This window comes from Nocardia sp. NPDC020380 (assembly GCF_044386975.1).
In the GTDB taxonomy this organism is placed as follows: Bacteria; Actinomycetota; Actinomycetes; order Mycobacteriales; family Mycobacteriaceae; genus Nocardia.
Genome location: NZ_JBIRVQ010000025.1, coordinates 45,205 through 70,805, shown reverse-complemented (window position 1 = coordinate 70,805; position 25,601 = coordinate 45,205). Strand labels below are relative to the sequence as shown.

Annotated in this window: 22 protein-coding genes; 12 read left to right on the top strand and 10 right to left on the bottom strand. The window is 68.4% G+C overall.

Going from position 1 to position 25,601, the window contains the following annotated elements; all coding sequences use genetic code 11:
• The first annotated feature begins 35 nt into the window (after positions 1-35).
• Genes ACH438_RS43295 through ACH438_RS43285 form a run of 3 tightly spaced genes read left to right on the top strand, consistent with a single transcriptional unit; the run spans position 36 to position 3,986 of the window.
• Positions 36-1,583: an APC family permease gene (locus tag ACH438_RS43295; protein WP_397016558.1), complete on the top strand. Its 1,548-nt coding sequence runs from the start codon at positions 36-38 to the stop codon at positions 1,581-1,583.
• Entirely contained in the window at positions 1,580-3,139 is a 1,560-nt protein-coding gene (locus tag ACH438_RS43290; protein WP_397016556.1) for a GMC family oxidoreductase, read from the top strand. Before ACH438_RS43295 ends, ACH438_RS43290 begins: the two co-directional genes overlap by 4 nt.
• Positions 3,140-3,188: 49 nt before the next feature.
• Positions 3,189-3,986: an IclR family transcriptional regulator gene (locus ACH438_RS43285; RefSeq protein WP_397016554.1), complete on the top strand. Its 798-nt coding sequence runs from the start codon at positions 3,189-3,191 to the stop codon at positions 3,984-3,986.
• Positions 3,987-4,174: 188 nt separating this feature from the next.
• Here the strand turns inward: ACH438_RS43285 and ACH438_RS43280 are convergent, their stop codons facing one another.
• The 7 genes from ACH438_RS43280 to ACH438_RS43250 form a co-directional block, all read right to left on the bottom strand.
• Entirely contained in the window at positions 4,175-4,882 is a 708-nt protein-coding gene (locus ACH438_RS43280) for a hypothetical protein (RefSeq protein ID WP_397016552.1), read from the bottom strand.
• A gap of 64 nt (positions 4,883-4,946) precedes the next feature.
• Positions 4,947-6,134 (bottom strand): cytochrome P450, encoded by a 1,188-nt coding sequence (locus ACH438_RS43275; RefSeq protein WP_397016550.1) that lies wholly within the window; start codon positions 6,132-6,134, stop codon positions 4,947-4,949.
• A gap of 35 nt (positions 6,135-6,169) precedes the next feature.
• A complete protein-coding gene (locus ACH438_RS43270; RefSeq protein ID WP_397016548.1) occupies positions 6,170-7,426 on the bottom strand; it encodes a cytochrome P450 in 1,257 nt (418 codons plus the stop codon).
• On the bottom strand, positions 7,423-7,977 hold the full coding sequence (locus ACH438_RS43265; protein WP_397016546.1) for a GTP-binding protein: 555 nt from the start codon (positions 7,975-7,977) through the stop codon (positions 7,423-7,425). Before ACH438_RS43265 ends, ACH438_RS43270 begins: the two co-directional genes overlap by 4 nt.
• 49 nt (positions 7,978-8,026) lie before the next feature.
• Complete coding sequence (locus ACH438_RS43260; protein WP_397016544.1) at positions 8,027-8,383, bottom strand: DUF742 domain-containing protein; 357 nt, start codon at positions 8,381-8,383, stop codon at positions 8,027-8,029.
• A complete protein-coding gene (locus ACH438_RS43255) occupies positions 8,380-8,841 on the bottom strand; it encodes a roadblock/LC7 domain-containing protein (RefSeq protein WP_397016542.1) in 462 nt (153 codons plus the stop codon). Before ACH438_RS43255 ends, ACH438_RS43260 begins: the two co-directional genes overlap by 4 nt.
• Positions 8,838-11,003 carry an ATP-binding protein gene (locus tag ACH438_RS43250; RefSeq protein ID WP_397016540.1) on the bottom strand — a complete coding sequence of 722 codons (2,166 nt, stop codon included), beginning with the start codon at positions 11,001-11,003 and terminating at the stop codon, positions 8,838-8,840. Before ACH438_RS43250 ends, ACH438_RS43255 begins: the two co-directional genes overlap by 4 nt.
• Positions 11,004-11,449: 446 nt before the next feature.
• On the opposite strand from ACH438_RS43250, the gene ACH438_RS43245 reads away from it, so the two are divergent.
• The 9 genes from ACH438_RS43245 to ACH438_RS43205 all read left to right on the top strand — a co-directional run bounded on the left by ACH438_RS43245 (position 11,450) and on the right by ACH438_RS43205 (position 21,969).
• Entirely contained in the window at positions 11,450-12,442 is a 993-nt protein-coding gene (locus ACH438_RS43245) for a zinc-binding dehydrogenase (protein WP_397016538.1), read from the top strand.
• 112 nt (positions 12,443-12,554) lie between these two features.
• On the top strand, positions 12,555-13,274 hold the full coding sequence (locus tag ACH438_RS43240) for a hypothetical protein (protein ID WP_397016536.1): 720 nt from the start codon (positions 12,555-12,557) through the stop codon (positions 13,272-13,274).
• Positions 13,275-13,356: 82 nt separating this feature from the next.
• Positions 13,357-14,733 (top strand): MFS transporter, encoded by a 1,377-nt coding sequence (locus tag ACH438_RS43235; protein WP_397016534.1) that lies wholly within the window; start codon positions 13,357-13,359, stop codon positions 14,731-14,733.
• Positions 14,723-15,139, top strand: a complete 417-nt coding sequence (locus ACH438_RS43230) for a MarR family winged helix-turn-helix transcriptional regulator (protein WP_397016532.1) — start codon at positions 14,723-14,725, stop codon at positions 15,137-15,139. Before ACH438_RS43235 ends, ACH438_RS43230 begins: the two co-directional genes overlap by 11 nt.
• 37 nt (positions 15,140-15,176) lie before the next feature.
• Positions 15,177-15,950 (top strand): N-acetylmuramoyl-L-alanine amidase, encoded by a 774-nt coding sequence (locus ACH438_RS43225; protein WP_397016530.1) that lies wholly within the window; start codon positions 15,177-15,179, stop codon positions 15,948-15,950.
• A 217-nt stretch (positions 15,951-16,167) separates the two neighbouring features.
• A complete protein-coding gene (locus tag ACH438_RS43220) occupies positions 16,168-18,030 on the top strand; it encodes an amino acid transporter (protein ID WP_397016624.1) in 1,863 nt (620 codons plus the stop codon).
• 130 nt (positions 18,031-18,160) lie between these two features.
• The gene (locus ACH438_RS43215; RefSeq protein WP_397016528.1) at positions 18,161-19,063 is read left to right on the top strand and encodes a metal-dependent hydrolase; all 903 of its coding nucleotides are present in this window, start codon (positions 18,161-18,163) and stop codon (positions 19,061-19,063) included.
• Between the two features lie 26 nt (positions 19,064-19,089).
• Positions 19,090-20,169 carry a PDR/VanB family oxidoreductase gene (locus ACH438_RS43210; protein WP_397016623.1) on the top strand — a complete coding sequence of 360 codons (1,080 nt, stop codon included), beginning with the start codon at positions 19,090-19,092 and terminating at the stop codon, positions 20,167-20,169.
• Positions 20,170-20,205: 36 nt separating this feature from the next.
• A complete protein-coding gene (locus tag ACH438_RS43205; protein WP_397016526.1) occupies positions 20,206-21,969 on the top strand; it encodes an SDR family oxidoreductase in 1,764 nt (587 codons plus the stop codon).
• A gap of 529 nt (positions 21,970-22,498) precedes the next feature.
• Here ACH438_RS43205 and ACH438_RS43200 read toward each other — a convergent pair.
• From ACH438_RS43200 to ACH438_RS43190, 3 genes are read right to left on the bottom strand one after another with little or no spacing between them, the layout of a single operon-like run.
• Complete coding sequence (locus ACH438_RS43200) at positions 22,499-23,545, bottom strand: ABC transporter ATP-binding protein (protein ID WP_397016524.1); 1,047 nt, start codon at positions 23,543-23,545, stop codon at positions 22,499-22,501.
• A complete protein-coding gene (locus ACH438_RS43195) occupies positions 23,542-24,624 on the bottom strand; it encodes an ABC transporter ATP-binding protein (protein ID WP_397016522.1) in 1,083 nt (360 codons plus the stop codon). The genes ACH438_RS43200 and ACH438_RS43195 overlap by 4 nt, the downstream gene beginning before the upstream one ends.
• Positions 24,621-25,601 carry an ABC transporter permease gene (locus ACH438_RS43190; protein WP_397016520.1) on the bottom strand — a complete coding sequence of 327 codons (981 nt, stop codon included), beginning with the start codon at positions 25,599-25,601 and terminating at the stop codon, positions 24,621-24,623. Before ACH438_RS43190 ends, ACH438_RS43195 begins: the two co-directional genes overlap by 4 nt.

The window sequence follows — 25,601 nt, the reverse complement described above, 5'->3', positions numbered from 1 at the left end:
TATGGTTCAGCGCTTTTCTCGAAAGTTGGTCCGTCATGACGACCACGCGTCCCCCTGCACCAACCAGCGCCACCACCCCTGACCACGGCATGGAGGAATTCGGCTACCGCCAATCCCTGAGCCGGAGCATCGGGAAATTCTCGAGCTTCGCCGCCGGCGTCAGCTATATCTCCATCCTCACCGGCACCTTCCAGATGTTCTACTTCGGCTTCGGCACCGCGGGACCCGGCTATCTGTGGTCCTGGCCGCTGGTCTTCCTCGGGCAGCTCGCCGTCGCACTGTGTTTCATGGAACTGTCGGCGAAATACCCGGTGGCGGGCTCGGTGTACAACTGGTCCAAGAAGCTCGGCAGCCGGATCGTGGGCTGGTCGGCGGGCTGGCTCATGCTGACCGCCTCGATCGTCACCCTGTCCGCCGTGGTGCTGGCCTACCAGCTCAATCTGCCCAAGCTGTGGAGCGGATTCCAGCTCGTCGGCGACGGCAGCGGCAGCCACGACTACGCCACCAACGCGGTCATTCTCGGCACCGCGCTGATCGTGTTCACCACTGTCGTGAATGCTTTCGGGGTGCGGCTCATGGCGATGATCAACAGCAGCGGCGTATTCATCGAACTCATTGCGGCCGTGCTCATCGCGATCATCCTGGGCCTGCACGTGACCCGCGGACCGAGCGTGTTCTTCTCCACCAATGGTTACGGCGCGGGGCAGAGCGGCGGCTATCTGAGCGCGTTCCTGGTGGCCTCCTTGGCTTCCGGATATGTCATGTACGGCTTCGACACCGCCAGCTCGCTCGGTGAGGAGACGGTGGAACCGCGGCGCACCGCGCCCAAGGCGATTCTGCGCGCCCTGCTGGCCTCCTTCGTGATCGGCGGCGCGATCCTGGTGTTCGCGGTCATGTCCGCGCCGAATCTGAAGGACCCCAAGCTCGGCACCACCGACGGCGGCCTGCAGTACATCGTCGAGCAGGTCATGTACGGCTGGCTGGGCAAGGTGTTCCTGGTCTGCATCGTGATCGCCGTGACGGTGTGCGCGCTGGCCGTGCACACCGCCGCCATCCGGCTCACCTTCGCCATGGCCCGCGACAATGCGCTGCCCTTCGCCGAGAAACTGGCCAAGGTGAGCGTCAAGCATTCGGCGCCGGTGATCCCGGCGGTGGTGATCGGGATCCTGTCGGCGCTGGTGCTGGTCATCAATATCAATCAGCCGCAGGTGTTCACGGTGCTGACCTCCATCGCCGTCATCATGATCTATCTCGCGTATCTGCTGGTGACCGCGCCCATGCTGTGGCAGCGGCTGCGGGGCGCCTGGCCGCCCGCGGATCTCGGGAAGGACGGGTACTTCTCCATGGGCCGCTGGGGACTGGCGGTGAACATCCTCGCCGTGCTGTGGGGGCTCGGCATGGCGATCAACCTGGCCTGGCCGCGCGCGTCCGTGTACGGCGGGCCCTGGTACAACACCTGGGGCGCGTTCATCTACATCGGCGTGATCGTCGCGGTGGGACTGATCTGGTACGCGCTCAGGGGAGTTCGCGTCATCGGAATCCTGGCCTCGCACGCGGCGACGCAGGAGGTGCCGGCGGCATGAGCGACACCTTCGACTATGTGATCGTCGGCGGCGGATCGGCCGGATGCGTGGTGGCCGCGCGGCTCAGCGAGGACCCCGCGGTGACCGTCTGCCTGCTCGAAGCCGGGCCCTCCGATGTCGGCGACGACCGGATCCTGCGGCTCGCCGACTGGATGCTGCTGCTCGAATCCGGTTACGACTGGGACTATCCGGTGGAACCGCAGGCCAGCGGCAACAGCTTCCTGCGGCATGCGCGCGCCAAGGTGCTCGGCGGATGTTCCTCGCACAACTCCTGTATCGCCTTCTGGCCGCCCGCCGAAGGGCTCGCGGAGTGGGAGGCCATGGGCGCGACCGGGTGGGGCGCGGGCGAATTCTGGCCGTACGTGGCGAGAGTCGAGAACAATGACGCGCCCGGTGATCATCACGGGCGCACCGGTCCGGTCGAGATCCGCGACATCCCGCCCAAGGATCCGTGCGGCTACGCCGTATTGGAGGCCGCTGCGGCGGCGGGACTGCCGACGGTGCAATTCAATCGGGGCAGCACGGTGCGCAAGGGCGCGGGCTGGTTCCAGATCAATGCGGACGGGGACAACACGCGCATGTCGTCCTCGCACGCCTACCTGCATCCGGTGCTCGGGCAGCGGCCCAATCTCGTGGTGCGTACCGGATGCTGGGTCAGCGAGATCGTTTTCGACGAGACGAATACCGCGGTGGGCGCACGGTATCGGCGGCCGGATCTGACCGGATTCGACACCGTGCGGGCTCGCCGGGAAGTGATCGTGAGCACCGGCGCCATCGATACGCCGAAGCTGCTCATGCTTTCCGGCATCGGGCCCGCACAACACCTGCGGGACATGGGAATCGAGGTGCGCGCCGACTCGCCGGGCGTGGGCTCGAATCTCGACGATCATGTCGAGGGGCTGGTGTTCTGGGAGAGCACGCGGCCGATGATCGCCACCTCGACGCAATGGTGGGAGATCGGGCTGTTCACCACCACCGAGGACGGCCTCACCCAGCCGGACCTCATGATGCACTACGGCAGCGTGCCCTTCGACATGAACACCGTGCGCTGGGGGTATCCCACCACCGAGAACGGGTTCTGCCTCACACCCAATGTGACGCAAGGGCTTTCGCGTGGCACGGTGCGGCTGCGGTCGCGGGACTTCCGGGACAAACCCAGGGTGGATCCGCGCTACTTCTCCGATCCCGAGGGGCACGATGAGAAGGTCATGCTGCACGGCATCCGGCTCGCGCGGCGCATTGCCGAGCAGTCCCCGCTGCGCGAATGGGTGGCCCGCGAACTCGCGCCCGGACCGGACGCGGTCACCGATGCCGAACTCGTCGACTATATGCACCACACCCACAACACCGTCTACCACCCGGCCGCCACCGCGCGCATGGGCGCGGTCGACGACCCCATGGCGGTGCTGGATCCGCAGTTGCGGGTCAAGGGCGTCCGCGGGCTGCGGGTCGTAGACGCTTCCGCCATGCCGAAACTCCCCGCGGTGAATCCGAACATCACCATCATGGCGATGGGGGAGCGGTGCGCGGACCTGGTGCGGGCGGCGGCCCGATGAGCACCCACGGACCCGCAGAAAAGCCTGCGGCACATACACTGGACGTGTTATGGCAACGAGTGCGGAATCCGGGCCCGGCGCCCGGCGGGACGGGACGGCGGCGGTGCAGTCGGTCGACCGCGCGCTGACCGCCCTCGAAATCGTGGCCAAACTGGGGGCGGCCGGGGTCACCGAGATCGCGGCCGAACTCGGCGTGCACAAGTCGACGGTATCGCGGCTCATCGCGGTGCTGGAGGCGCGCGGCTACGTGGAACAGCTCTCCGAACGCGGCAAGTACCGGCTCGGCTTCACCGTGGTGCGGCTGGCCGGATCCACCAGCGCCCATATGGATCTGCCCCGCCAGAGCCAGGACGTCTGCGACGAGCTGGCCGCCCGGGTCGGCGAAACCACCAATATCGCCATCCTCGACAGCGACCGCATCATCAATGTCGCCGAGGCCGTCGGCTCCTCGGGCGTCGCCCTGCGCACCTGGGTAGGCCAGAGCTGCCCCGCCCACGCCACCTCCAGCGGCAAGGTCCTCCTGGCGGAACTTCCGGCAGCCGACCTCCGCACCCGCCTCACCCGCCGCCTGGAATCCTTCGCCCCCAACACCATTACCGACCTCCCTGCCCTCCGCGCCCAACTCGACCAGGTCCGCCGCCAGGGCTGGGCCGCCTGCGAGGAAGAACTCGAGATCGGCCTCAACGCGGTAGCCGCCCCCATCCGCGACAGCGACGGCCGAATCATCGCCGCCCTCAGCGTCTCCGGCCCCACCTACCGCATGTCCGCCGACCGCTTCCCTGAAATCATCGACCGCACAAGGGAATCCACGGCGATAATCAGCCGCCGCCTCGGCTATACCGGCTGAGCCACACCGGCTGAGCCGAATCCCGCCTACACGAGACTGCCGGCGATCGCGCCCGCCGCCCGCCCGCCGGAGGACAACCGGCCGCTGCTCCGCCACAGCGAGCGGACATCGGAATCCACCCGGCCCGAGCAGTGGCGCGAACGCGGTAACGAACGTCGCGCGCTCGGCGGCAGTCGTTCGTGCGGCGGCTATTTGGCGTCGCGGACCTTCTTGACGGCGGTGGCGAAGACCTGGTGGAAGGTGGTGTCGTCGACGCCGCCGGAGAAGGAGGTGGCGCGGACGCCGACGGTGGTGGAGCGCAGGGTGGCCCAGCCCTGGTAGGAGGTGGTGGTGATGGGGGCGCTGTCGCCGACCTTGGCGGTGCTGGTGACGCGGTAGGCGATGGCGTCGGTGCCGGAGAGGGCGGCCGGGAGGTTGAGCTTCTCGATCTTGGTGGTGCCGTCGACGTGGTTGTCGTCGACGGTGGCGCTGGTGGTCACCTCGGCGCATTTCTTGTTGGTGTCGGCCATCTTCTGCAGGTCGAAGACCTGACCGGAGACGAAGTCGACCAGCATCAGCTTGTCGGTGGTGGCCGCCGAGGTGGCCGACTTGCTCAGCACCGCCTTGGTGGCCGCCGACAGATCCTGTTGCGGGGATTGGCATTCGGCGGGCTGGACCGTCGTGGTCGCCATCATGCCCTCGAAGTCGCCGGCGGTGGCCTGGAGTTTGTCCTGCGGGATGTCCAGCTTCTTGGATTCGGCGGGAAATTCCTGCTCGGTCAGCACCAGCTGCTCGCGCGGCGTGCTCGGCGCGGGGGCCGTCGCCGACGTGCCGGAATCACCGTTTCCCCCACCGCATCCGGCGGCCAGCAGCACTGCGAGTGCGGCCGCCGACGCCCATGCCCTGTTGTTCGTCACGAACCGCAAGCATGCCAAGGTGGCGTCGGCGACACACGCAAACCGCCCGTCGTCGCGGCGAGTCTCAGGCCAGGTGGACCGGGACGGCCGCGACATCGTTCTGGGTCAGGACCGGGAGGTTGGTGATCTCGGCGTCCGGAATCCCCAAGCGCAGCTCCGGAAAACGCTCGAACAGGGCCGGGAGGGCAATGGCCGCCTCCAAGCGGGCCAGCGCGGCGCCGGGGCACACGTGCGGGCCGTAGCCGAAGGAGATATTGCGGTTCGCGGTCGGGCGGGCGACATCGAACTCGTCGGCGTCCTCACCGTGGATCGCGGCGTCGCGGCCGATGGCGCGGTACGACATGACCACGCCCTCACCCTTCTCGATCACGGTGTCGCCCACCGTGATGTCCTCGGTGGCGAAACGCATGAGCAGGTGGATGACCGGGCCGTCGTAGCGCAGCGTCTCCTCGATGGCCTGCTTCCACTCCACTTCCTCGGCGCGGACCCGCGCCAGCTGCTCGGGCCGGGTCAGCAAGGCGCGCACCGCGTTCAGGATGAGGCTCACCGTGGTCTCGTGACCGGCGGCGACCAGCGCCTTGAGATTGCCGACCACCTCCTCCTCGGTGAGCGGCTCGCCGCCCTCGTCGGCCAGGATGAGCGCGGAGGTCAGGTCGTCCTCGGGGTTCGCGGTCTTGCGCCGCACCATTTCCGTGAAGTAGACGTCCATCTCGTCGATGATCCGCAGCCGCTCGTCCTGCGGCGTGACCATGGAGAAGAACTTCTTGTACCAGTCCAGCAGCATCGGGTGGTCCTCGCGCGGCACCCCCATCAGCTCGCTGATCACCCGCATGGGCAGCGGGTAGGCGAAGATCTGCTTGAGATCCACGGCCGCGCCGTCCTGCCCGGCTTCCTCGAGATCGTCCAGCAGCTCCTTGGTGAGCCGCTCGATGGACGGCCGCAGCTCCTCCAGCCGGCGCGGCGTCAGCGCCTGCGTGGTCTTGATGCGCAGCCGGCGATGCTCGGTGCCGTCCACGGTGAACATGGAACGCCCGGCATCGATCATGCCGATCAGCGGCCACTGCCGGGTCACCGCACCCGACTGCCACAGCCCCCAGGCCTCGATGTCCTTGATCAGCCGGGAATCGGTGAGCAGCTGCCGCGCGATCTGGTGATCGGTGACGGTCCAGGCGGGCACGCCGAGCAGTTCGATCCGGGTGATCGGGCCGGCGGCACGCAGGGTCGCGGTCTCCCCGGCCAGGTCACTGACCATCGGATCGATGGTTAGGGCGTGTGGGCATGCAGAACTCACTGGAAACCTCCGACAGCACGAACAGGCGTGAAAACAACAGGAAGAGAAGTCATTCCACGCAGGAACGGCGACGGGCGCCGCACCAGGTTCTGCGCGGGGACGGCCAGGTCGACATCGGGCAGCCGGTCCAGCAGCACCTCGATGGCCGTCCGGGCGATGATCTCGGCAATGTGCTGCGCGGGCAGCGGGCACCGGTACTCGCCGTGGCTGAAGGAGAAGTGCGCGCTGTTCCCGGCGTGCACCGCATTGTCCGAAACATGCTGGCGCACATGCGGATCGCCGTTCGCGGCGCCCAGGCCCAGCAGCAGCATGTCACCGGCGCGAATCGCCTTGTCGCCCAGCCGGGTATCGCGCGCGGCCCAGCGTCCGGCGAGGATCTGGGTCGGCGTGTCCTCCCACAGCGCCTCGTTCATGGCCTGGCCGACACTGCGGCGGCCACCGCCCAGCGCGGCGGCGAAACCGTCGTCGGTGAGCATGAGCCGCAGCGAATTACCGATCCAGTCCGCGGTGGTGAGATGCCCGGCGGCGGTGATCGCCATCAGATCGTTCACGTACTCCTCGTCCGTGAACGAACCCGGGAAGGCCAGCATGCGCGAGGTCAGGTCATCGCCCGGCATGGCCTTCTTCATCGCCACCAGCCGCTGCATGACCGCGCCGAACTGCATATGCCCCTGCTGCGCGTCGGCGCCGCCGTCCGCGAGGGTCTTCATGGTCCACGCCAGATGCGGACCCTCCTCGTTCGGCAGGCCCAGCAGCCAGGCCATGACCAGCACCGGCAGCGGCTCGGCGTACTCGGCGATCAGATCGGCCGCGCCGCGACCGCAGTAGGAGTCGATCAGCCGATCCGCCAGACCCTCACAGACCCGGCGCAATTCGAACGGATCCATGGATTCCAGCGCGGGCTCCACCATGCTCACATGACGGCGATGCTCGGCCCCCGCGGTGAAGTAGATCGACGGCATGGGCTGCCCCACCATGGGCAGCAGCGGCCAATCCGGCGGAATGTTCGGCCACTGATTCCACAGCGACACATCCCGCGGGAACAGCTCCGGAGAACTGGTGACCTGATGCAACTCCCGGTAACCGACGACCAGCCAGGCCGGCACCTGCCCCGGCAGCTCGACCGGCACCACCGAACCGTGATCCCGGCGCATCTCGTTGTAGAGGCCACGCGGATCGGTGTGGAAACGCGGGCCGCTCAACGGCACCGCCGGATGCACCGGGCAGCCCCCGGCGGACGCGGGTGAGGTCATGACACGGTCTCCGGGGTGTAGAGGTATTCGACCAGGGTGATCAGCACATCCCGGCAGGACTCGCGGAAGCGCGCATCGCAGTCCACCAGCGGCACCCGCGGATCCAGATCCAGCGCGTCCCGCACCTCCTGCAGCTGCGCGTCGCCGCCGAAGTTGTTGCACGCCACGATGAACGGCGTGCCCTGATGCTCCAGGCGATCGATGGCGTACCAGGAATCCTCGATACGCCGCTGATCCACCAGCACGATCGCCCCGAGCGCACCGGTGAACAGGCGATCCCACAGGAACCAGAAGCGTTCCTGCCCGGGCGCACCGAACAGGTACAGCACATGCTCGTCGTCGATGGTGATGCGGCCGAAGTCGAAAGCCACCGTGGTGGTGGACTTTCCGGGCGCCAGCGTCGGATCGTCCACGCCCTGGCCCACCTGGGTCATGGTGGCCTCGGTATCCAGCGGCCGGATCTCACTGATCGACCGGACCATGGTGGTCTTGCCGACCCCGAAACCGCCCACGATCACGATCTTCAGACCGTGCCGGGTATCGGCGTGCAACGGCGCGTCCGCGCGGGCCGGACGCGAATCCGTCGCACGCGAGGGGTGTTCAAAGCTTGCGGAGTCCAACGAGCACCTTCTCCAGGGTGTTGGTGTCGGGCAGCGAATTCCACTGCCCGCCACTGGCATAGTGCGGATGCCGCACCGTGATCCGGCCCATGTGCAGCAGATCCGACAGCAGCACGGTGGTGATGCCGACCGGCAGCCGCAACTCCGCCGCGATCTCCACCACGGCGGTGGGCGCGGTGCACATCTGCAGGATGGCGCGATGCTCGGACTGCATGCCCGGCGCCGGATCGCATTCACTGACAACGAGAGTGACCAGATCGAAGGCGTCGGAATCCGGGCGGCTGCGTCCGCCGGTCAGCGTGTACAGCCGGTCCGGATCCTCGTCTGGCCTGGTCACGACACGCTCGCTCCCCGCACCCGCGGCTCCAGCGGGCCCCGCACGCGCGGCTCGATCGGCTCGCGCACGCGCGGCGCCGCGGCCAGATGCTCGCTCAGCTGCTCGACCAGCTCGCGCATATTGTGGCCGACCAGCCCGGCGTCCGCGTCCTCCGCGGCCACCACCGCGATATGCGCGCCCACCCCGGCCTCCACGATGAACAGGATGCCGCCGTAGAACTCGGTCATGGACTGGCGCACACCGCCGCGGCCGTCACCGAACTCGACCGAGGCGCCGTGCGAAAGACTCTGGATACCAGCGGAAATGGCGGCCAGCTGGTCCGCGCTGTCCACGCTCAACTCCGGCGTGTGGCAGATCTTCAATCCGTCGCCGGAGAGCAGCAGCGCATGGCGGGCGCGCGGGGTACGGGTGAGCAGTTGCTCCAGCAGCCAACCCAGATGTGTGGCGGACGGTGTCATCGATCGGTCTCCAAGGGCGCGGAGGGCAGGGACGGGGAAGAAGGCGCCGCACCGGGGTTTTCACGCCCGTTCACGGCACGCTGGAACGCACCCAGCGCGGACGGCGACGCGGGCGGCCGCTGCGGCGCGGGCGCCGGCGCGTCCAGCCCCTGCGGATGCACCGCCGCCAGCGTCTGCCCCCGCCGCCGCTTCGGCAGACCGGACGCAGTGGAACCCGCTGCGCGCTGGGCGATTTCGTCGAGAGTCGGCGCCGCGGGCGCCACCGGGAAGCCGCCGGACGCGGCCTCCGTGCCGGAATCCGGCGAGCCGCCGACCGGTCGGCCGTACGGGTCGGGCGAGGTCCATTCGGAGCCGGCCAGCACGCTGTGGGCACTGTCCGCTGGCGGCTGCACGACCGAGCCGCCGAAGACGCCGGACGTGGCCGGGGACTCCGAGACCAGGCCGGTGAGCGCGCCGATCGGCTCGGAAGCACCGGGCAGCAGGGGAGTTCCGCTCTCCGCCGGGCCGCCCGTCGCGCGCGTGGCCTCCCAGGCGGCGAGATGATCGGCGAAGGTCGCCTCCGGTCCGGGAGCTGTTCCGGAAGCCGCGGCGCGGTTCGGGCCGGCGGATGTCGAGATGGTGCCGGCTGCCGCGCTGCCGGTGCCGGCCGCCGTGACCGGGGCGCGGTCCTCCGCGCCTCCGCGTGTGCGCTGCGACAGGCCGGTGGGAGGCAGTTCGGTCACGGTGACCGGGGTGAGGCTGCTGCTGGTGGTGGTCGCGGCCTGACCCGCCAGGGTGGTCGTGCGGATCGCGGTGTGCGGCACCGGGGCCAGGGCGGTGAGGGAGCCGGTCGGGCGTTCCAGGCGGGTGGTGAGTTCGCGGGGGACCACCACGACCACCGCGGTGCCGCCGATGGCGGACGGGCGGTAGGAGACGGTGAGGTCGTGTTTGCGGGCCAGGTGGCCGACCACGGCCAGGCCCAGGCGGGTGCCGGAGAGGGACGACAGGTCGGTGCTGTTGTCGGAGCGCCCGGAGACGGTGAGTTCGGCGCGGTGCAAGGCGGATTCGCTCATCACCAGGCCGCTGTCCTCGATGGTGATCACCACGCCCGCGGGCACCTCGGCCGCGTAGACGTGCACCTCGGTGGTGGGCGGAGAGAAATTGCACGCATTGTCGAGCAGCTCGGCCAGCGCGTGCATGACGCCCTCGGCCGCATGACCGGCGATCGCGATCTCCGCGACCGCGCGCAGCCGCACCCGCTGATAACCCGCGACACGGCCCATGGCGCCACGCAGAATCGATTCCATGGCAATGGGTTTCGCCCAGCGGCGGCCCGAGCGCGCGCCGCTCAGCACCGCCAGACTGTCGGCCAGCCGGCCGGCCTGCGCGGTGCGGTGGTCCAGTTCGAGCAGATCGGCGAGCACCTTCGGATCGGCGTGCCGGTGTTCCATCTCGCGGAGTTCGGCGAGCATGCTGGTGCTCATGGCCTGCATGCGTCCCGCCGCACCGGCGAACGCCGCCATGGCCGCCGCCCGCCGATTGTCACTGTCCTTGACGGCGCGCAACCGCTCGGCCACACCCTCGTGCAGGACCTGGATCCGGCCGTCCGAGTCCGCGATACGCGCCTGCGCCTCGGCGATGATCGACGCCACCCGGGCGTCACCCTCCGCATGCGCCGCCTCCACCTGGAACTGGATCTCACCGCGTACGGCCTCGGTCTCCGCCCGTGCCGCCGCGGCCTGCGCCCGTTCGGCCTCGATCGCGTACCCCGCCTGCGCGATCCGATTCCGGTACCAGGCCGCGGCCGTCACGGCGGCACACAACAGCGCCCCGAAGACAGCGCCGCCCACCGCCAGCGAGATCCGGAAACCGGCGGGCGCGGCGAACACCGCGGCCACCACCACCGCCGTGACCAGCACGGCGGTGATTCCCAGCGTCACGAGCGGTAGTCGCATGCCCGCACCGGCATTCGGCACACCGCCGAGATCGTTCGTGACCTGGCCGGGTGTATTCGGCCCGCCGCCGGAGGTATTCGCGGCGCCGTGCGGCGCCTGGCCCGGCGCGTATGGCGCCCTGACGGGTAGATTCGGCGCACCGTCCGGCCGGCCCGCATTACGGCCGCCGACGGCCGCCGACGGCCCCGCCGGCTGCGTTGGCCCCGGCGGATTCGATGACTCCGACAAGCTTGCACTTCCTCACGTCCACCGCGGCCGACGCCCCGGCGCGCCCGATACACCGATCCCGGCGCCTGCGTCGAAAGCACAGACCGGCAAGCGGATTCGGACCTGGCGGCACCGAGCATAAGCGGCCGGGAGGCCGGGCGCTACCCGAGCGCGAACGGGTGTAAACCCGCAGTCTCGCTGGTTGGGAAGTGCGTAGATATCGCGTCATCCGATGTATGCGGAGAATTCTTGCGCCGTCACCTGGCGCATTGTCGGCTACCGGCAAGTAACCCACTATGCTGTACCGCTTTTCGAGTATCTCGAAGTCCGGCGGCCGCCTATTCTCGGATGGGCCAGGAGTTCGCTCTGCGCGTAATCGGCGATACGGACTTGACCTCAACTTTTGTTGGGGTTCGAGACTGGGTCACGTCGATAAGGCAACGAAGAACGACAAGGGAGACAAGGCAATGCGTGCGGTCGAGGTCAAGGAATTCGGTGGTCCCGAGGTGCTGGCGGTCGTGGACGCGCCGGAACCCGTTGCGGCAGCGGGAGAGGTCGTCATCCGGGTCGCGGCGGCCGATGTCGGTTTCCTGGATCTGCTGCTGCGCAGCGGAGCGGGCACGGAGTACTTCCCGGTGCATCCGCCCTTCGTGCCGGGCAGCGTGGTGGCGGGCACCGTCACCGCGGCCGGGCCCGGCGTGGACACCGCCTGGATCGGCCGCCGCGTCGCGACGCCCACTGCCGGCAGCGGTGTCGGCGGCGGCTCACCGACCGGCGGATACGCCGAACTGGCGCTCGCCAAGGCGGATACCCTCGTGGAGGTTCCGGAGGAAGTGAACCTCGTGCAGGCCGCGGCGCTGGTGTCCGACGGCCGGACCGCGATCGCCGTCGCCGACCGGGCGAACATCCAGCCGGGCGACCGGGTGCTCATCACCGCCGCCGCGGGCGGGCTCGGCACTCTGCTCATCCAGCTGGCCCGCGCCGCCGGGGCCGAGGTCATCGCCGCCGCCCGCGGGGAAGCGAAACTCGCACTGGCACAACGTCTCGGCGCACAGCACGTCGTCGACTACTCGGAGCCCCGCTGGGTGGATCAGGTCCGCGCGCTGAGCGACGGCGGCGTGCAGGTCGTGCTGGACGGTGCGGGCGGCGCCATCGGCACCGCCACCCTGCCCGCCACGGTCCGCGGCGGGATCATCCTCGGATACGGCAATGCGGCAGGCGGATTCGCGCCTTTCGAGCCGGAAGCCATTGCCGCACAGGGTGTCACGGTGGTCTCCCTGTTCGAGATCGCCGACCCCGCCGCCGACTGGAAGGCCATGCAGGAGCAGGCCCTGCGCGAGGTCGCGGCAGGCCGGCTCGAAGTGGTCATCGGCCAGACCTTCCCGCTCGATGACGCGGTGGCCGCCCACGAGGCCATCGCCGCCCGCGCGGCCCTCGGCCGCACGATCCTGACGGTCTGAGCGCCCAGCGCGCCCGGGCCCGATCGGGTCCGGCGTGTCGGTCGTATTTTCGCTGGTATGGGCTCCGCCGCCAGGCAAGCTGGACGTTCGGGCACGCGATCCGGAGGTGGATATGCGTTATCGGACCGGGCTGATCGGGGCCCTTGCCGCGGGGGTCTGCCTGTGCGCCGCCCCGCAGGCGGCGGCGGAGCCCAAACCGGGCGATCCCAGTCAGGTGCCGCCCCGCACCGCGATCTCGGTGCGGTCGGTGATCCCGGGAGTGCTGTGGGGCACCGCCAACGAATCGGAACCGCTTGCGGCGCTGTCGATTTCGAAGCTGTACCTGGCCGATTACGCCCTGCGGCGCGGGGATGGCTCGGCCGAGGATCGGGAGCTGGGGGAGCGCATGATCCGCTTCTCCGAGGACGACGCCGCCGACCGCATGGCGGCCAAGTATCCCTACGCCATCGACGCCGTCGCGCAGGAGTACGGCCTCGCGGCCACCAGCGGCGCGGGCGGCTGGGAAGTGTCCACCACCAGCACCGCCGATGTGGCCGACTTCCTGGCCGCGAAGGTGCGCACCGAACCGGACAGCCCGATTCTCGACTGGATGACGCACGCGGGTTCGACGGCCGCCGACGGCACCAAGCAGAACTGGGGTACGGCCCGGCTGCCGCAGGTGCGCGGCACCAAGTGGGGCTGGTCCGATATGCCGCCGCCGGAGGTGGCCTCGGCCTCCTTCGGGCCGGGTTTCACGGTCAGTGCGCACACCTACGGCACCGCGGACGATCAGACCGCGGATGTGCAGGGCGCGCTCGCCGGGGTCATCACGCAGCTGATCCCGAAGCGCTGAGGGTGACCGCGAAGCGCTGAGTGACCTGTCGCACTCCCGCAACTCCTTGCATCCTGAATGATTGTGGTTTCACAATCATTGTGTGGTTACAACTGTCGATGAGCTCGGCGCGCGCCGGAAACGGATCATTCTGATCACCTGCTGTCTCAGCCTGCTGATCTCGTCCATGGACGCGACCATCGTGAACGTCGCCATCCCGACCATTCGCCACGACCTGTCCGCCCCGTTCTCGCGGCTGCAGTGGATCGTCGACGTCTACACCCTCACCCTGGCCAGCCTGCTCATGCTCTCCGGCGCCGCCGCGGACCGCTTCGGCCGCAAGCGCGTCTTCCGCATCGGCCTGCTCACCTTCGCGGCGGGATCCCTGTTGTGCAGCCTCGCAACCGATATCGACGTGCTGATCGGCGCCCGGTTCCTGCAGGCCATCGGCGGTTCCATGCTGAATCCCGTTGCCATGTCCATCATTACGACCACCTTCACCGGCCGGGTGGAACGCGCCCGCGCGGTCGGCGTGTGGGGCGCGGTGGTCGGCATCTCGACCGCGCTCGGCCCACTGGTCGGCGGCGTGCTCATCGATTCGCTGGGCTGGCAGTCGGTGTTCTGGATCAACCTGCCGATCGTCGCCGTGGCCATGGTGCTCACCACCATCTATGTGCCCGAATCGAAGTCGGCCACCCAGCGCGGCATCGATCCGATCGGGCAGCTGCTGGCCATCGGCGTGCTGTTCACCCTGGTGTTCGGCCTGATCGAACAGCGCCCGGCCATCTTCGGTCTCACCGCGCTGGCGCTGGCCGGATTCATCTGGCACGAGGCCCGGCACCCGTCGCCGTTCATCGATCTGCGTTTCTTCCGCAGCTTCCCGTTCTCCTCGGCCACCGTCATCGCGGTGTGCGCGTTCGCGGGACTGGGCGCCTTCCTCTTCGACGTCTCGCTGTATCTGCAAGGGACACGGCACTTCTCGGCTGTACACACCGGTCTGCTGTATCTGCCGATGGCGCTCAGCATGCTGATCTTCTCGCCGCTGTCGGGTCGCCTGGTCGGCCGCTACGGCACCCGGCCCTCGCTGCTGGCCTCCGGCGTGCTGATGGCCCTGGCCGCCATCGGGCTGACGCGGCTGCAGCCGGATACGCCGATCTGGCAGCTGATCGTCACCTTCGCGCTGTTCGGCATCGGTTTCGGCATGGTCAATGCGCCCATCACCACGACCGCCGTGAGCGGTATGCCGCTGGATCGCGCGGGCGCCGCCTCCGCCGTCGCCTCCACCAGCCGGCAGGTCGGCGTGAGTCTCGGTGTGGCACTGTGCGGTGCGCTCTCGGGCGGCGGATTGTGGTGGACCATCTCCGGATTCGCGGTCGCGGTGATCGTTCTCGGAGTCGCCTCGAACACCGCCTGGGCGTACCGTTCCCGCGATCGCATTGTTCCGCTGCTAGAACGGAAAGTCCCCGCCCATGCCGGATGACCCCACGCCCGATGACGTCTGGCGGCTGCTCACCCACGTCGTCATGGACACCCGGGACAGCTGGAAACGCGCTGTCACCGAACGAACCGGATTGCCGTTCAGCCGGATTCGCGTACTGCGCCGGCTGACCGCGGGACCGCTCACCGTGAAGGATCTGGCGCACGCCGCCGCCATGGACGCGCCCGCCGCCACCGTGGCGGTGAACGATCTCGAGGAGCGCGGGCTGGTGGTCCGCGAGATCGATCCGGGCAATCGCCGCAGCAAGCTGGTCTCGCTCACCCCGGCCGGACGGGAGATGCTCGGGTACGCGTTCGCCACGCCCGACCCCGCGCCGCCGACTTTATCCGGCCTCGACCCGGCTGATCTGCGCAGTCTGCGCGATCTGCTGCGCAAGATCGACCACTGACCCACCGTGTCGTGATCCGACCGTTATCGTTGGGCGGGTGCGACAGCGACAGTGGAAAGCCTTGGCGATCATCTGCGGTGCACTGCTGATCGGCAGTAGCGGGCAGAGCCTGGCCGCCGGCCCGCGCCCGGTCGCGGATTCGCCTGCCGCGCCGCTGAATCCGATCGCCGACCGCACGGTCGTGCTCGACCCCGGCCACAACGGCGGCGGCGCCGCACATCCCGACCAGCTCAATGCCCAGGTTCCCGACGGCCGCGGCGGCATGAAATCCTGCAACACCACCGGCACCAATGCCACCGACGGGTACAGCGAGCACGAATTCAACTGGGACGTGGCCCTGCGGGTGCGGGATGCGCTCGGCGCCCACGGTATTCACGTGGTCATGTCCCGCGACAGCGATACCGGCGTCGGTCCCTGCGTGGACGAGCGCGGCAAGCTGGGCAACAAGGTCGGCGCGGCCGCCGTGGTCTCCATCCACGCCGACGGTGCGCCCGCGGGCGATCACGGCTTCCATGTGGCCTACTCCTCGCCGCCGCTCAACGACGCCCAGAGCGGCCCGTCACCGCAGCTGGCCACCGCGCTGCGGGACGGTTTCACCACCGCGGGCTTCGACACCTCCAACTACGTGGGCTCGAACGGCCTGGACCCGCGCTCCGATCTGGCGGGGCTGAACTTCTCCGAGGTGCCGACGGCCCTGGTGGAGTGCGGCAACATGCGGGACCCCGGCGATGCCGCCGTCCTCGAATCCCCTGATGGGCGCGCCCGATTCGCGAATGCCATCGCGGCGGCCATCCTCTCCTACCTCGGATAACACACCGCTCAGTACGACTCGCGATGCGGTGTGTGCATATGCCCGGTTCGACGTGAGTACATTGACCACGTCATTTACGAGAAATTTTCGGGAAACCGGACCGACACAGAGTTCCGGGGAGGACTCCTTGACCACGACCTCTGAACGGTCACGCGCGCGCTTCGCGAACTGGCTACTCGAAGACGGCAGCGAGCCGCCGGCGCAGTTGCCCGGACCGATGGTCAAAAGCACACCCAAGGAACACCAGCACTCCTGGTGGAAGGTCATGTGCCTGACCGGTGTCGACTACTTCTCGACCCTCGGCTACCAGCCCGGCATCGCGGCTCTGGCCGCGGGCGTGCTGTCACCGCTGGCGACCCTGGTGCTGGTGGCGCTCACCCTGCTGGGTGCGCTGCCGGTGTACCGGCGCGTCGCCAAGGAGAGCCACAATGGCGGCGGTTCCATCGCCATGTTCGCGAACTTCCTGCCCAACTGGTGGGGCAAGATCTTCATCCTGGTGCTGCTGGGCTTCGCGGCCACCGACTTCACCATCACCATGACGCTGTCCGCGGCCGACGGCGCGGCGCACATCGTCGAGAATCCGTCGGTGCCGAGTTTCCTGCACGGCCAGAACATGATCATCACGCTGATCCTGCTGGCATTGCTGGCGGCGGTGTTCCTCAAGGGCTTCAGTGAGGCCATCGGGATCGCGGTCGGGCTCGTGGGCGCGTACCTGGCCCTGAATCTCGTGGTGGCAGGCGTCGGCATCTATCAGGTGGCCAAGGCGCCGCATCTGGTGACCGATTGGAAGGACGCGCTCGTCACCGCGCACGGCAGTCCGATAGCCATGGTCGGCGTCGCGCTGCTGGTGTTCCCGAAACTCGCACTGGGCCTTTCCGGATTCGAGACCGGTGTGGCGGTCATGCCGCAGATCAAGGGCAGTCCGGCCGACTCCCCGGAGTTCCCGCGTGCCCGCATTATCGGCACCCGCAAGCTGCTGACCAGCGCCGCGATCATCATGAGCGCGTTCCTCGTCGTCACCAGCGTCATCACCACCATCCTGATTCCGCAGGCGGAGTTCCAGGACGGCGGTAAGGCCAACGGCCGCGCGCTGGCGTACCTCGCGCACCACTATCTCGGTGACGTGTTCGGCAGCGTCTACGACGTCAGCACCATCGCGATCCTGTGGTTCGCGGGCGCCTCGGCCATGGCCGGGCTGCTCAACCTGGTGCCGCGGTACCTGCCGCGCTTCGGCATGGCGCCGGAGTGGGCGCGCCAGATTCGGCCGCTGGTGCTGGTTTTCGCGCTGGTGTCCTTCGGTATCACCTGGTACTTCGACGCCGACGTGGACGCGCAGGGCGCCGCGTACGCGACCGGTGTGCTGGTGCTCATCACCTCCGCGGCCATGGCCGTGGCGATTTCGGCCTGGCGCAAGGGCCAGAAGTCGCGGGTGCTCGGATTCGGCATCGTGTCGGTCATTTTCGTGTACACGACCATCGACAACATCATCGAGAAGCCCGCCGGTCTGCACCTGGCCATCCTGTTCGTGCTGGCAATCGTGGTGGTGTCCTTCGCTTCCCGGCTGCATCGCGCGTTCGAGCTGCGCGCCATCGAGGTCACCTTCGACGAGAAGGCCGGAAAGATGGTCGACGACCTCGCCGCCCGCGGCGAGATCCGCATCGTCACCCACGACATCGACCAGCGCGAGCCCGAGGAGTACGCGGAGAAGGAACTCGACCAGCGCCGCGAGAGCCACATCCCCGACGAGGACCCCATCCTCTTCCTCGAGGTGATCGTCCGGGACCCCTCGGAATTCAGCACCAACCTCCTCGTCACCGAGGTGGACGTCGACGAGTACCACATCCTCAGCGTCGAGGCCTCCGCCGTCCCCAACTCCATCGCCGCCATCCTCCTCGCCATCCGCGACCGCACCGGCGTCATCCCGCACGTCTACTTCGAATGGACCGAGGGCAACCCCCTGACAAACCTCGTCCGCTACCTCTTCTTCGGCGAAGGCGAGGTCGCCCCGGTAACCCGCGAGATCCTCCGCCGAGCCGTCCCCCGCCGCTCCCAACGCCCCCACGTGCACGTCGACAGCTGATCGACGCGCTCGGGATATTTAGCTGTAACTCCTGGTTTCATACATGCGTAGAATATTGCTACGCTCACGCAGCAAACGGTGGCTGTGGGATCGATCACCACAGCCCTCGGACGACGAACCAGGAGTATCGATGAAGCTACTTCCGAAGCGGGACCGCCGCGCGGTGACCGAGCCCGGTGAGGTAGCACTGCACGCTCGGAACGTGCAGTTCGACTGGGCCGACACCGCTCTGCATTGGATGCCCGCCGAACCGATCGCTTCACATGTACTGAATGCACTGAATCTGCTGCTGCCCGAGGGCGAGCGGATGTTCATCCTCACCTACAACGAGGCGCTGCCCCTCGTGAAGGACGAGAAGCTGCGCGAAGCCATGATCGGCTTCATCGGCCAGGAATCCATGCACGCCGAAACCCACGCGGGTTCGTTCGAGCAGGTGCTGGTGGCCAATGGGGTCGACGTGGCGGCCTATCAGGAGCAGATGCAGTACCTGTTCCGGAAGTCGCTGGGCCCGCGCGAGGGGCAGAGCGAGATCGAGCAGCGGCAGACGCTGGTCGAACGGCTCGGGATGATCGCGTCGCTCGAGCACTTCTTCGCCTTCCTCGGCGACTGGGTGCTCAATGCCGATCTGGAGAAGTTCGGCGCCGACCCGCGCATGCTGGACCTGTTCCGGTGGCACGGCGCGGAGGAGGTCGAGCACCGCAATGTGGCGCACGATGTCGCCGAGTACTTCGGCATCGGGTACATCCGCCGCGGCGCGCTCATGCTGATCGTCTTCCCGACCTTCATCTACCTGATGATCCGCGGCACCAAATACCTTGTCCGGCAGGATCCCGCGCTGCCCGACCTCGGCTACCCCCGCATCATCAAGCGCGTGTTCGGCGCCATGTGGCGAGGCTCGCTGCCGGGTCTGCCGTCGCTGCTGTGGAGTGGCCTGTCCACGTTCAAACCGGCCTACACCCCGGAGTCGGTCGGTTCCACCGCGCAGGCCGTGGCCTACCTGGCGCAGTCCCCGGCGGCGCGAGCCGCCTCGTGACCTCGGTGCACGAGGTCCCCCGCGAGATGCCGGGGGACCTGTACGGACGTCCGCGCCCGGACCGCGGGATCCGGGTGCTGGACAGCATTGTCGAAACCCGGTTGCGCTGGACCACACTGGTGAACCGGCGCGACCCGCAGATGCGGGTCGACGACCGGCGGCTGCCGCTGGTGGTGGTCGAACGCCGCGTCGAGGCGCACGACACCGATGTGATCAGCCTGCTGATGTGCGCGCAGGACGGCCGCGCGCTGCCGCCGTGGCGGCCGGGCGCGCACCTGGATCTGGAACTGCCGTCCGGGCGGGTGCGGCAGTACTCGCTGTGCGGCGATCCGGCCGACACGCACGCGTATCGAGTCGCGGTGCGGCGCATACCGAATGGTGGCGGCGGTTCGCTGGAGGTGCACGACGAGTTGAAGGTCGGCAGCAAGCTGACCGTGCGCGGGCCGCGCAACGCGTTCCCGTTCGTGCTGCCCGGCTTCGGATCCTCCGCCGCCCGAGTGCATTTCGTGGCCGGCGGCATCGGCATCACGCCGATCCTGCCCATGGTGCGGATGGCGCATCGACTGGGCGTGGACTGGACCATGGTGTACGCCGGGCGCAGCCGCGAGACCATCCCGTTCCTGGAAGAGATCGAGAGCTTCGGCAAGCGGGTCACCGTCCGCACCGATGACGAGCACGGCCTGCCCACCGGCGCCGACCTGCTCGCCGGGGTCGGCCCGGACACCTCGGTCTACTGCTGCGGCCCGGTCGTCATGACCCAGGCCATCGCCGACGCCGTGCACGAGTTGCCCGGCGTGGAAATGTATTCCGAGCGGTTCTCCGCGCCGCCGGTGGTGAACGGCACCCCGTTCCGGGTCGAACTGGCCCGCAGCGGCGCGACCGTCGACATTCCGGCCGACAAGTCGGTGCTCGAGGAAGTGCTGAAAACCCGTCCGGAGACGGCGTATTCGTGCCGGCAGGGCTTCTGCCGCACCTGCCGGGTGCGGGTGCTCGACGGTGACGTCGAGCATCGCGACACCGTGCTCACCGCCGACGAACGCGCGGCCGGCGACATGCTCATCTGCGTATCCCGTTGTACCGGCGACCGTTTGGTGCTGGACCTCTAGCCTTTCCGTCTCTAGCAGCGCTGCCAGGAGAAGATCGTGACCGATCAGACCGTCATCCCCGCCGCCGAACGACTCGTGCGCAACGGCGAATTCGACCTCGCCGTCTACGAATACGGCGAACCGTCCAACGAGACCGTGCTGCTGGTGCACGGCTGGCCCGACGACAACCACCTGTGGGACCGGGTGGTGCCGCTGCTGGCCGGCCGCTTCCACGTGGTCACCTACGACACCCGCGGGCACGGCCGCTCCACCCGCACCGACCGCACCGACGACTACCAGCTGGAGGCCTTCGCCTCCGACCTGTTCGCGGTCGCCGACGCGGTGAGCCCGGACCGGCCGGTGCACATCCTGGCGCACGACTGGGGTTCGGTGGAGTCCTGGGAGGCGGTGTGCGAACCGCGGGCCGCCGAGCGGATCGCCTCCTTCACCTCGGTGTCGGGGCCGAACCTGGATCACCTCGGCGGGTGGGTGCGGTCGAGCCTGGCGCAGGGCAAGGTGTGGGGGCCGTTCACGCAGCTGCTGTCCTCGGCCTACACCGGGCTGTTCATGACGCCGGGCGTGCCGCGCGTGGTGTTGAAGCCGCTGGGCACGGAGAAGATGTGGTCGCGGTTCGTCGGGCTGATGAACGAGACCTCGCCCGAGAACATCAAGCTCGGCCCGGAGTTCCGGCGTGACTTCTTCGACGGCATGCGGATCTACCGCGCGAACATCCTGCGCCGCATGACCGGTCCGCGGGAGCGGCGCACCGAGGTGCCGGTGCAGCTGATCATCGCCCGGCGCGACGTGGCCGTGCGACCCGCCGGCTACAGCGACACCAAGGAGTACGCGCCGACCCTGTACCGGCGCGAGGTCGGCGGCGGGCACTGGCTGCCGTTCTCGCATCCGGAGCTGCTGGCCACCGCCACCACCGAACTCATCGACTCGCTGAGCACCGGCGCGCAGACGCGGGCGCTGCGCCGGGCCGAAGTGGGCCGGGAGAAGGGCGCTTTCGAGGATCAGCTGCTGGTCATCACCGGCGGCGGCAGCGGCATCGGGCGTGAGACCGCGCTGGCGTTCGCCAAGCGGGGCGCCGAGGTGGTGCTCTCCGACATCAACCTCGATTCCGCCAAGGAGACCGCGGAACTCATTGCGCGCGAGGGCGGTACGGCGCACGCCTACCAGCTCGACGTGTCCTCCGAGGAGGCGGTCGCCGAGCATGCGGCCACGGTGATCGCCGCGCACGGCGTGCCGGACATCCTCATCAACAATGCGGGCGTCGGCGCGGCCGGTGACTTCTTCGACACTCCCGCAGCCGAATTCGACCGTGTGCTGAACATCAACCTGCACGGCGTCATCAACGGCTGCCGCTCCTTCGGCAAGGCCATGGCCGACCGCGGCCTGGGCGGCCACATCGTGAACCTCTCCAGCATGGCCGCCTACACCCCGCAGCGCGGCTTCGCGGCCTACTCCACCAGCAAGTCGGCCGTCTTCATGTTCTCCGACTGCCTGCGCGCCGAACTGAACGGCAAGGGCATCGGCGTGCACACCATCTGCCCCGGCATCGTGCACACCAATATCGTTGCCACCACGCGTTTCTCGGGTGTCTCCGCCGAAGAGGAAGCGGCCAAGCAGCAGCGCTACGACAAGCTCTACGCCGCCCGCCGCTACGGCCCGGAGAAGGTCGCCGCCCAGATCGTCAAGGCCGTCGAGCACGGCCGCGACGTGGTTCCGGTGACCCCGGAAGCCTGGCTGCAGTACCGCTTCAACCGCTTCACACCGGCTGTCGCCCGCTTCTTCGCGGCGCGGGTCAAGCTGACGTAATACCCATCCGCGAGGCTTGCGACACCCGCTCCGGTTCCCCGAATTCCCGGGCTTCCGGAGCGGGGCTCGTGGTTGTAGGTTTCGCGGTGAAGCCCGTGGTCACCACGACCGAGGGGTGGAGGGGGAGAGAACGATGCTCGGTGCATTCATCGTCATCATCATCGGAATCATCATCGTGTTCTGGCTGGCGAGCCTGTTCAGCAAGGGATCGGGCCGCGGCTCGGGGTCCCGCCGCGGCGGTGGCCGGGGCGGCGGCAGTTGGGATAGCAGCAGTTCGAGTGACAACAGCAGCTGGAACTACGGCACGTACGGCGGCGACAGCGGCGGGAGTTCCGGTCACCACAGCCACGGCCATCACGGCTGCGGCGGCGGCCATAGTGGTCACAGCGGTTGCGGCGGGGGCAGCAGCAGTTGTGGCGGCGGGAGCAGTAGCTGCGGTGGCGGAAGTAGCAGTTGTGGCGGCGGGAGCAGCTGCGGTGGTGGGAGCAGCAGCTAGCCGCTCGCATCCACGGTCGTCACGACGCCGTGTTCAGGCGGCCGTGGGCTGCGGGTCCGGGAAGTGGCAGGCCGCCAGGTGTCCGGCGGTGGAGGTGTCCTGCTGGATCAGTGGCGGTTCCTGCTCGGCGCAGATGCTCTCGGCCTTCCAGCAGCGGGTGCGGAAGCGGCACCCGGACGGCGGATCGATCGGGGACGGCACGTCGCCGGTGAGGCGAATGCGTTCGCGCTGGCGTGCGCTGTCCGGGTCGGCCTCCGGCACCGACGACAGCAAGGCCTGGGTATATGGGTGGTGCGGGCGGGTGTAGAGGTCGGCGCGGTCGGCGACCTCCACGATCTTGCCCAGATACATGACCGCGATGCGTTCGCTGAAGTGCCGCACCACCGCCAGGTCGTGCGCGATGAACAGGAAGGCGATACCCAGTTCGCGCTGCAACCGCTGCAGCAGGTTCACCACCTGCGCCTGAATGGAAACGTCCAGTGCCGACACCGGCTCGTCGGCGACGATCAGTTTCGGCTCCAGCGCCAATGCGCGGGCGATCCCGATGCGCTGCCGCTGCCCGCCGGAGAACTCGTGCGGATAGCGGTTGTAGTGCTCGGGATTCAGTCCGACCGTCTCGAGCAACTCCTGGACCTTGTTGCGCCGACCGCCCGGCGGGTCGATGTGGTTGATCTCCATCGGCCCGGCGATGATCGCGCCCACCGTCTGTCGCGGGTTCAGCGAGGAGTACGGATCCTGGAAGATCATCTGGATTTCGGACCGGATGGGCGCCAGCTCGCGGCGCGTCTGATGGGTGATGTCGCGACCGTCGTAGGTGATCGTGCCGGCGGTGGGCTCCAGCAGCCGGGCCAAAAGCCGCCCGGTGGTCGACTTCCCGCAGCCGGATTCCCCCACCAGGCCGAACGCCTCGCCGGCGGACACGCTCAGGTCGATGCCGTCCACCGCGCGGACCACGCCGGTCTGACGCTGGAACAAGACTCCGGAGCGGATCGGGAAATGCATCTGCAGCCCGGTCGCCGACAGCAGCGGCCCATCGCCGTTCGGTGGCGAAATCGGCTGGGGCAGAGTCTGTTCGGTCATGATTCCGCTCCGATTCCCAGTTCGGACTCGATCTCGTCGAGGAAGATGCGGTCGGCGGTTTCGGCGGGCAGGTGACAGGCGGCGGCGCGCCCGGTGGGCGAGTCGAGCTCCGGTCGCTCGCTCCGGCAGCGTGCGCCGCCCACCCGGTCCGTGAAATCGCATCGGGGGTGGAAGGGGCATCCGGCGGGCACGTCGATCAGGCTCGGTGGCGCGCCGCGCACCGGCCGCAGCGGCGTGTTCACGTCCCCGCCCAGGTGCGGGATCGAGGACAGCAGGCCCCAGCTGTACGGATGTCGTGGCCGGCCGAGAACCTCACGGACCGAGCCGCGTTCGACGCTTCGGCCCGCGTACATCACGAGCACGTCATCGGCCATCTGGGCGACCACGCCCATATCGTGGGTGATCAGGATGATGGCCGTGTCGAACTCGGCCTGCAGCTCCCGCAGCAGGTCCAGGATCTGCGCCTGCACGGTCACGTCCAGCGCCGTCGTCGGCTCGTCCGCGATCAGGAGGTCCGGGTCGCAGCACAGCGCGATCGCGATCATCGCCCGCTGCCGCATGCCTCCGGAGAACTGGTGCGGGTAGTCGTCCACCCGCCGCTCCGGTTGCGGGATACCGACTTTGGTGAGCATCTCGATGGCCCGCGCCCGCGCCTGCTTGCGGTTCGCGCCGGTGTGCCGGCGATAGGTCTCCATGATCTGGTTGCCGATGGTGTAGTACGGCGACAGCGCGGTCAGCGGATCCTGGAAGATCATCGAGATCCGCTTGCCTCGGAACCGCCGCATGGTCCGCTCGTCCGCGCCCGCCAGATCCGTGCCCTGGAAAAGGATTTGCCCGCCGACGGTGGTCCGCTCGCGATTGTGCAGGCCGAGGATCGCCATGTTCGACACGCTCTTGCCGGAGCCGGACTCGCCCACGATGCCGAGCGTCGTGCCCGGGGCGAGGTCGAACGACAGTCCGTCGACCGCCTTGACCACGCCGTCGTCGGTACGGAAGTGCACCTGCAGATCCCGTACCGACAGGATCGCCTCCCGATCGGAAATGTCCTGCTGCGCTTCGGATTCGGCGGTCACGATCATCGCAGTCTCACTCTCGGGTCGATGAACGCGTACACGACGTCCACCACAATGTTGGCTGTCACCACGAAGGCCGCGCCCAGCAGCACCACGGCCATCATCACGGGCAGGTCGGAGTCCTGCACCGAGGTGGCGGCCAGCTGACCGACACCCGGCAGATCGAACACCGTCTCGGTGATGATGGCCCCGCCCAGCAGCACGGCGATATCCAGGCCGAGCAGGGTGGCGACCGGGCTCATCGCGCCGCGAAAGGCATGCTTCACATAGACATTCGCGTTTCCCATGCCCTTGGCGCGCACGGTGCGGATGTAGTCCTCGCTCATCATCTCCAGCATGGTGGAGCGGGTGAGCCGGGCGTAGTACGCGGCGGTGATGATGGCCAGGCAGAACCAGGGCAGGATCAGCCCGGTCGCCCATTTCAGCGGGTTGTCGAAGAACGGGGTGTAGGTCGGCACATTCATCAGGTGGGTCGAATAGACGAAGAGGAACAACAGGAACGGTCCCAGCACGAAGATCTGCTGTGCCCCGCCCAGTACCGCGAAACCCATCGCGAACCGGTCGGCGGCCTTGCCGCGGCGCAGCGCGGCCAGCATGCCGAGGCCCACACCGATGATCAGGAACAGCACCACCGCGCCCAGGGTCAGCGACAGGGTGACCGGCAGCCGGCCCAGGATGGTTTCGAGCACCGGCTGGTCGTTGCGGAAGGAGTAACCCAGGCACGGCGCCGGGCAGTGGTTCTGCCCGACGGTGCGGCCGGCGAAGATCCCGCCGAGATACTCGGCGAACTGCTGCCAGACCGGTTTGTCGACGCCGAGCTGATGTGCGACCTGGGCGACGGTTTGCGGCGTGCAGCTCTTGCCGCAGGCCAGTTTCGCGACATTGTGGCCCGGGGCCACATAGAACAGCATGAAAGTGACGGCGCAAATGATGAACAGAATCACTATGCCGCCGAGAATCCGGCGAATCAGGAAGCCCCACAT

Coding starts and splice junctions, on each gene's coding strand:
- ACH438_RS43295 (WP_397016558.1), top strand. CDS start 36: ATGACGACCACGCGTCCCCCTGCACCAACCAGCGCCACCACCCCTGAC.
- ACH438_RS43290 (WP_397016556.1), top strand. CDS start 1,580: ATGAGCGACACCTTCGACTATGTGATCGTCGGCGGCGGATCGGCCGGA.
- ACH438_RS43285 (WP_397016554.1), top strand. CDS start 3,189: ATGGCAACGAGTGCGGAATCCGGGCCCGGCGCCCGGCGGGACGGGACG.
- ACH438_RS43275 (WP_397016550.1), bottom strand. CDS start 6,134: ATGGTCAGTGACCTGGCCGGGGAGACCGCGACCCTGCGTGCCGCCGGC.
- ACH438_RS43270 (WP_397016548.1), bottom strand. CDS start 7,426: ATGACCTCACCCGCGTCCGCCGGGGGCTGCCCGGTGCATCCGGCGGTG.
- ACH438_RS43255 (WP_397016542.1), bottom strand. CDS start 8,841: ATGACACCGTCCGCCACACATCTGGGTTGGCTGCTGGAGCAACTGCTC.
- ACH438_RS43245 (WP_397016538.1), top strand. CDS start 11,450: ATGCGTGCGGTCGAGGTCAAGGAATTCGGTGGTCCCGAGGTGCTGGCG.
- ACH438_RS43240 (WP_397016536.1), top strand. CDS start 12,555: ATGCGTTATCGGACCGGGCTGATCGGGGCCCTTGCCGCGGGGGTCTGC.
- ACH438_RS43230 (WP_397016532.1), top strand. CDS start 14,723: ATGCCGGATGACCCCACGCCCGATGACGTCTGGCGGCTGCTCACCCAC.
- ACH438_RS43220 (WP_397016624.1), top strand. CDS start 16,168: ATGGTCAAAAGCACACCCAAGGAACACCAGCACTCCTGGTGGAAGGTC.
- ACH438_RS43215 (WP_397016528.1), top strand. CDS start 18,161: ATGAAGCTACTTCCGAAGCGGGACCGCCGCGCGGTGACCGAGCCCGGT.
- ACH438_RS43210 (WP_397016623.1), top strand. CDS start 19,090: ATGCCGGGGGACCTGTACGGACGTCCGCGCCCGGACCGCGGGATCCGG.
- ACH438_RS43200 (WP_397016524.1), bottom strand. CDS start 23,545: ATGACCGAACAGACTCTGCCCCAGCCGATTTCGCCACCGAACGGCGAT.
- ACH438_RS43195 (WP_397016522.1), bottom strand. CDS start 24,624: ATGATCGTGACCGCCGAATCCGAAGCGCAGCAGGACATTTCCGATCGG.
- ACH438_RS43190 (WP_397016520.1), bottom strand. CDS start 25,601: ATGTGGGGCTTCCTGATTCGCCGGATTCTCGGCGGCATAGTGATTCTG.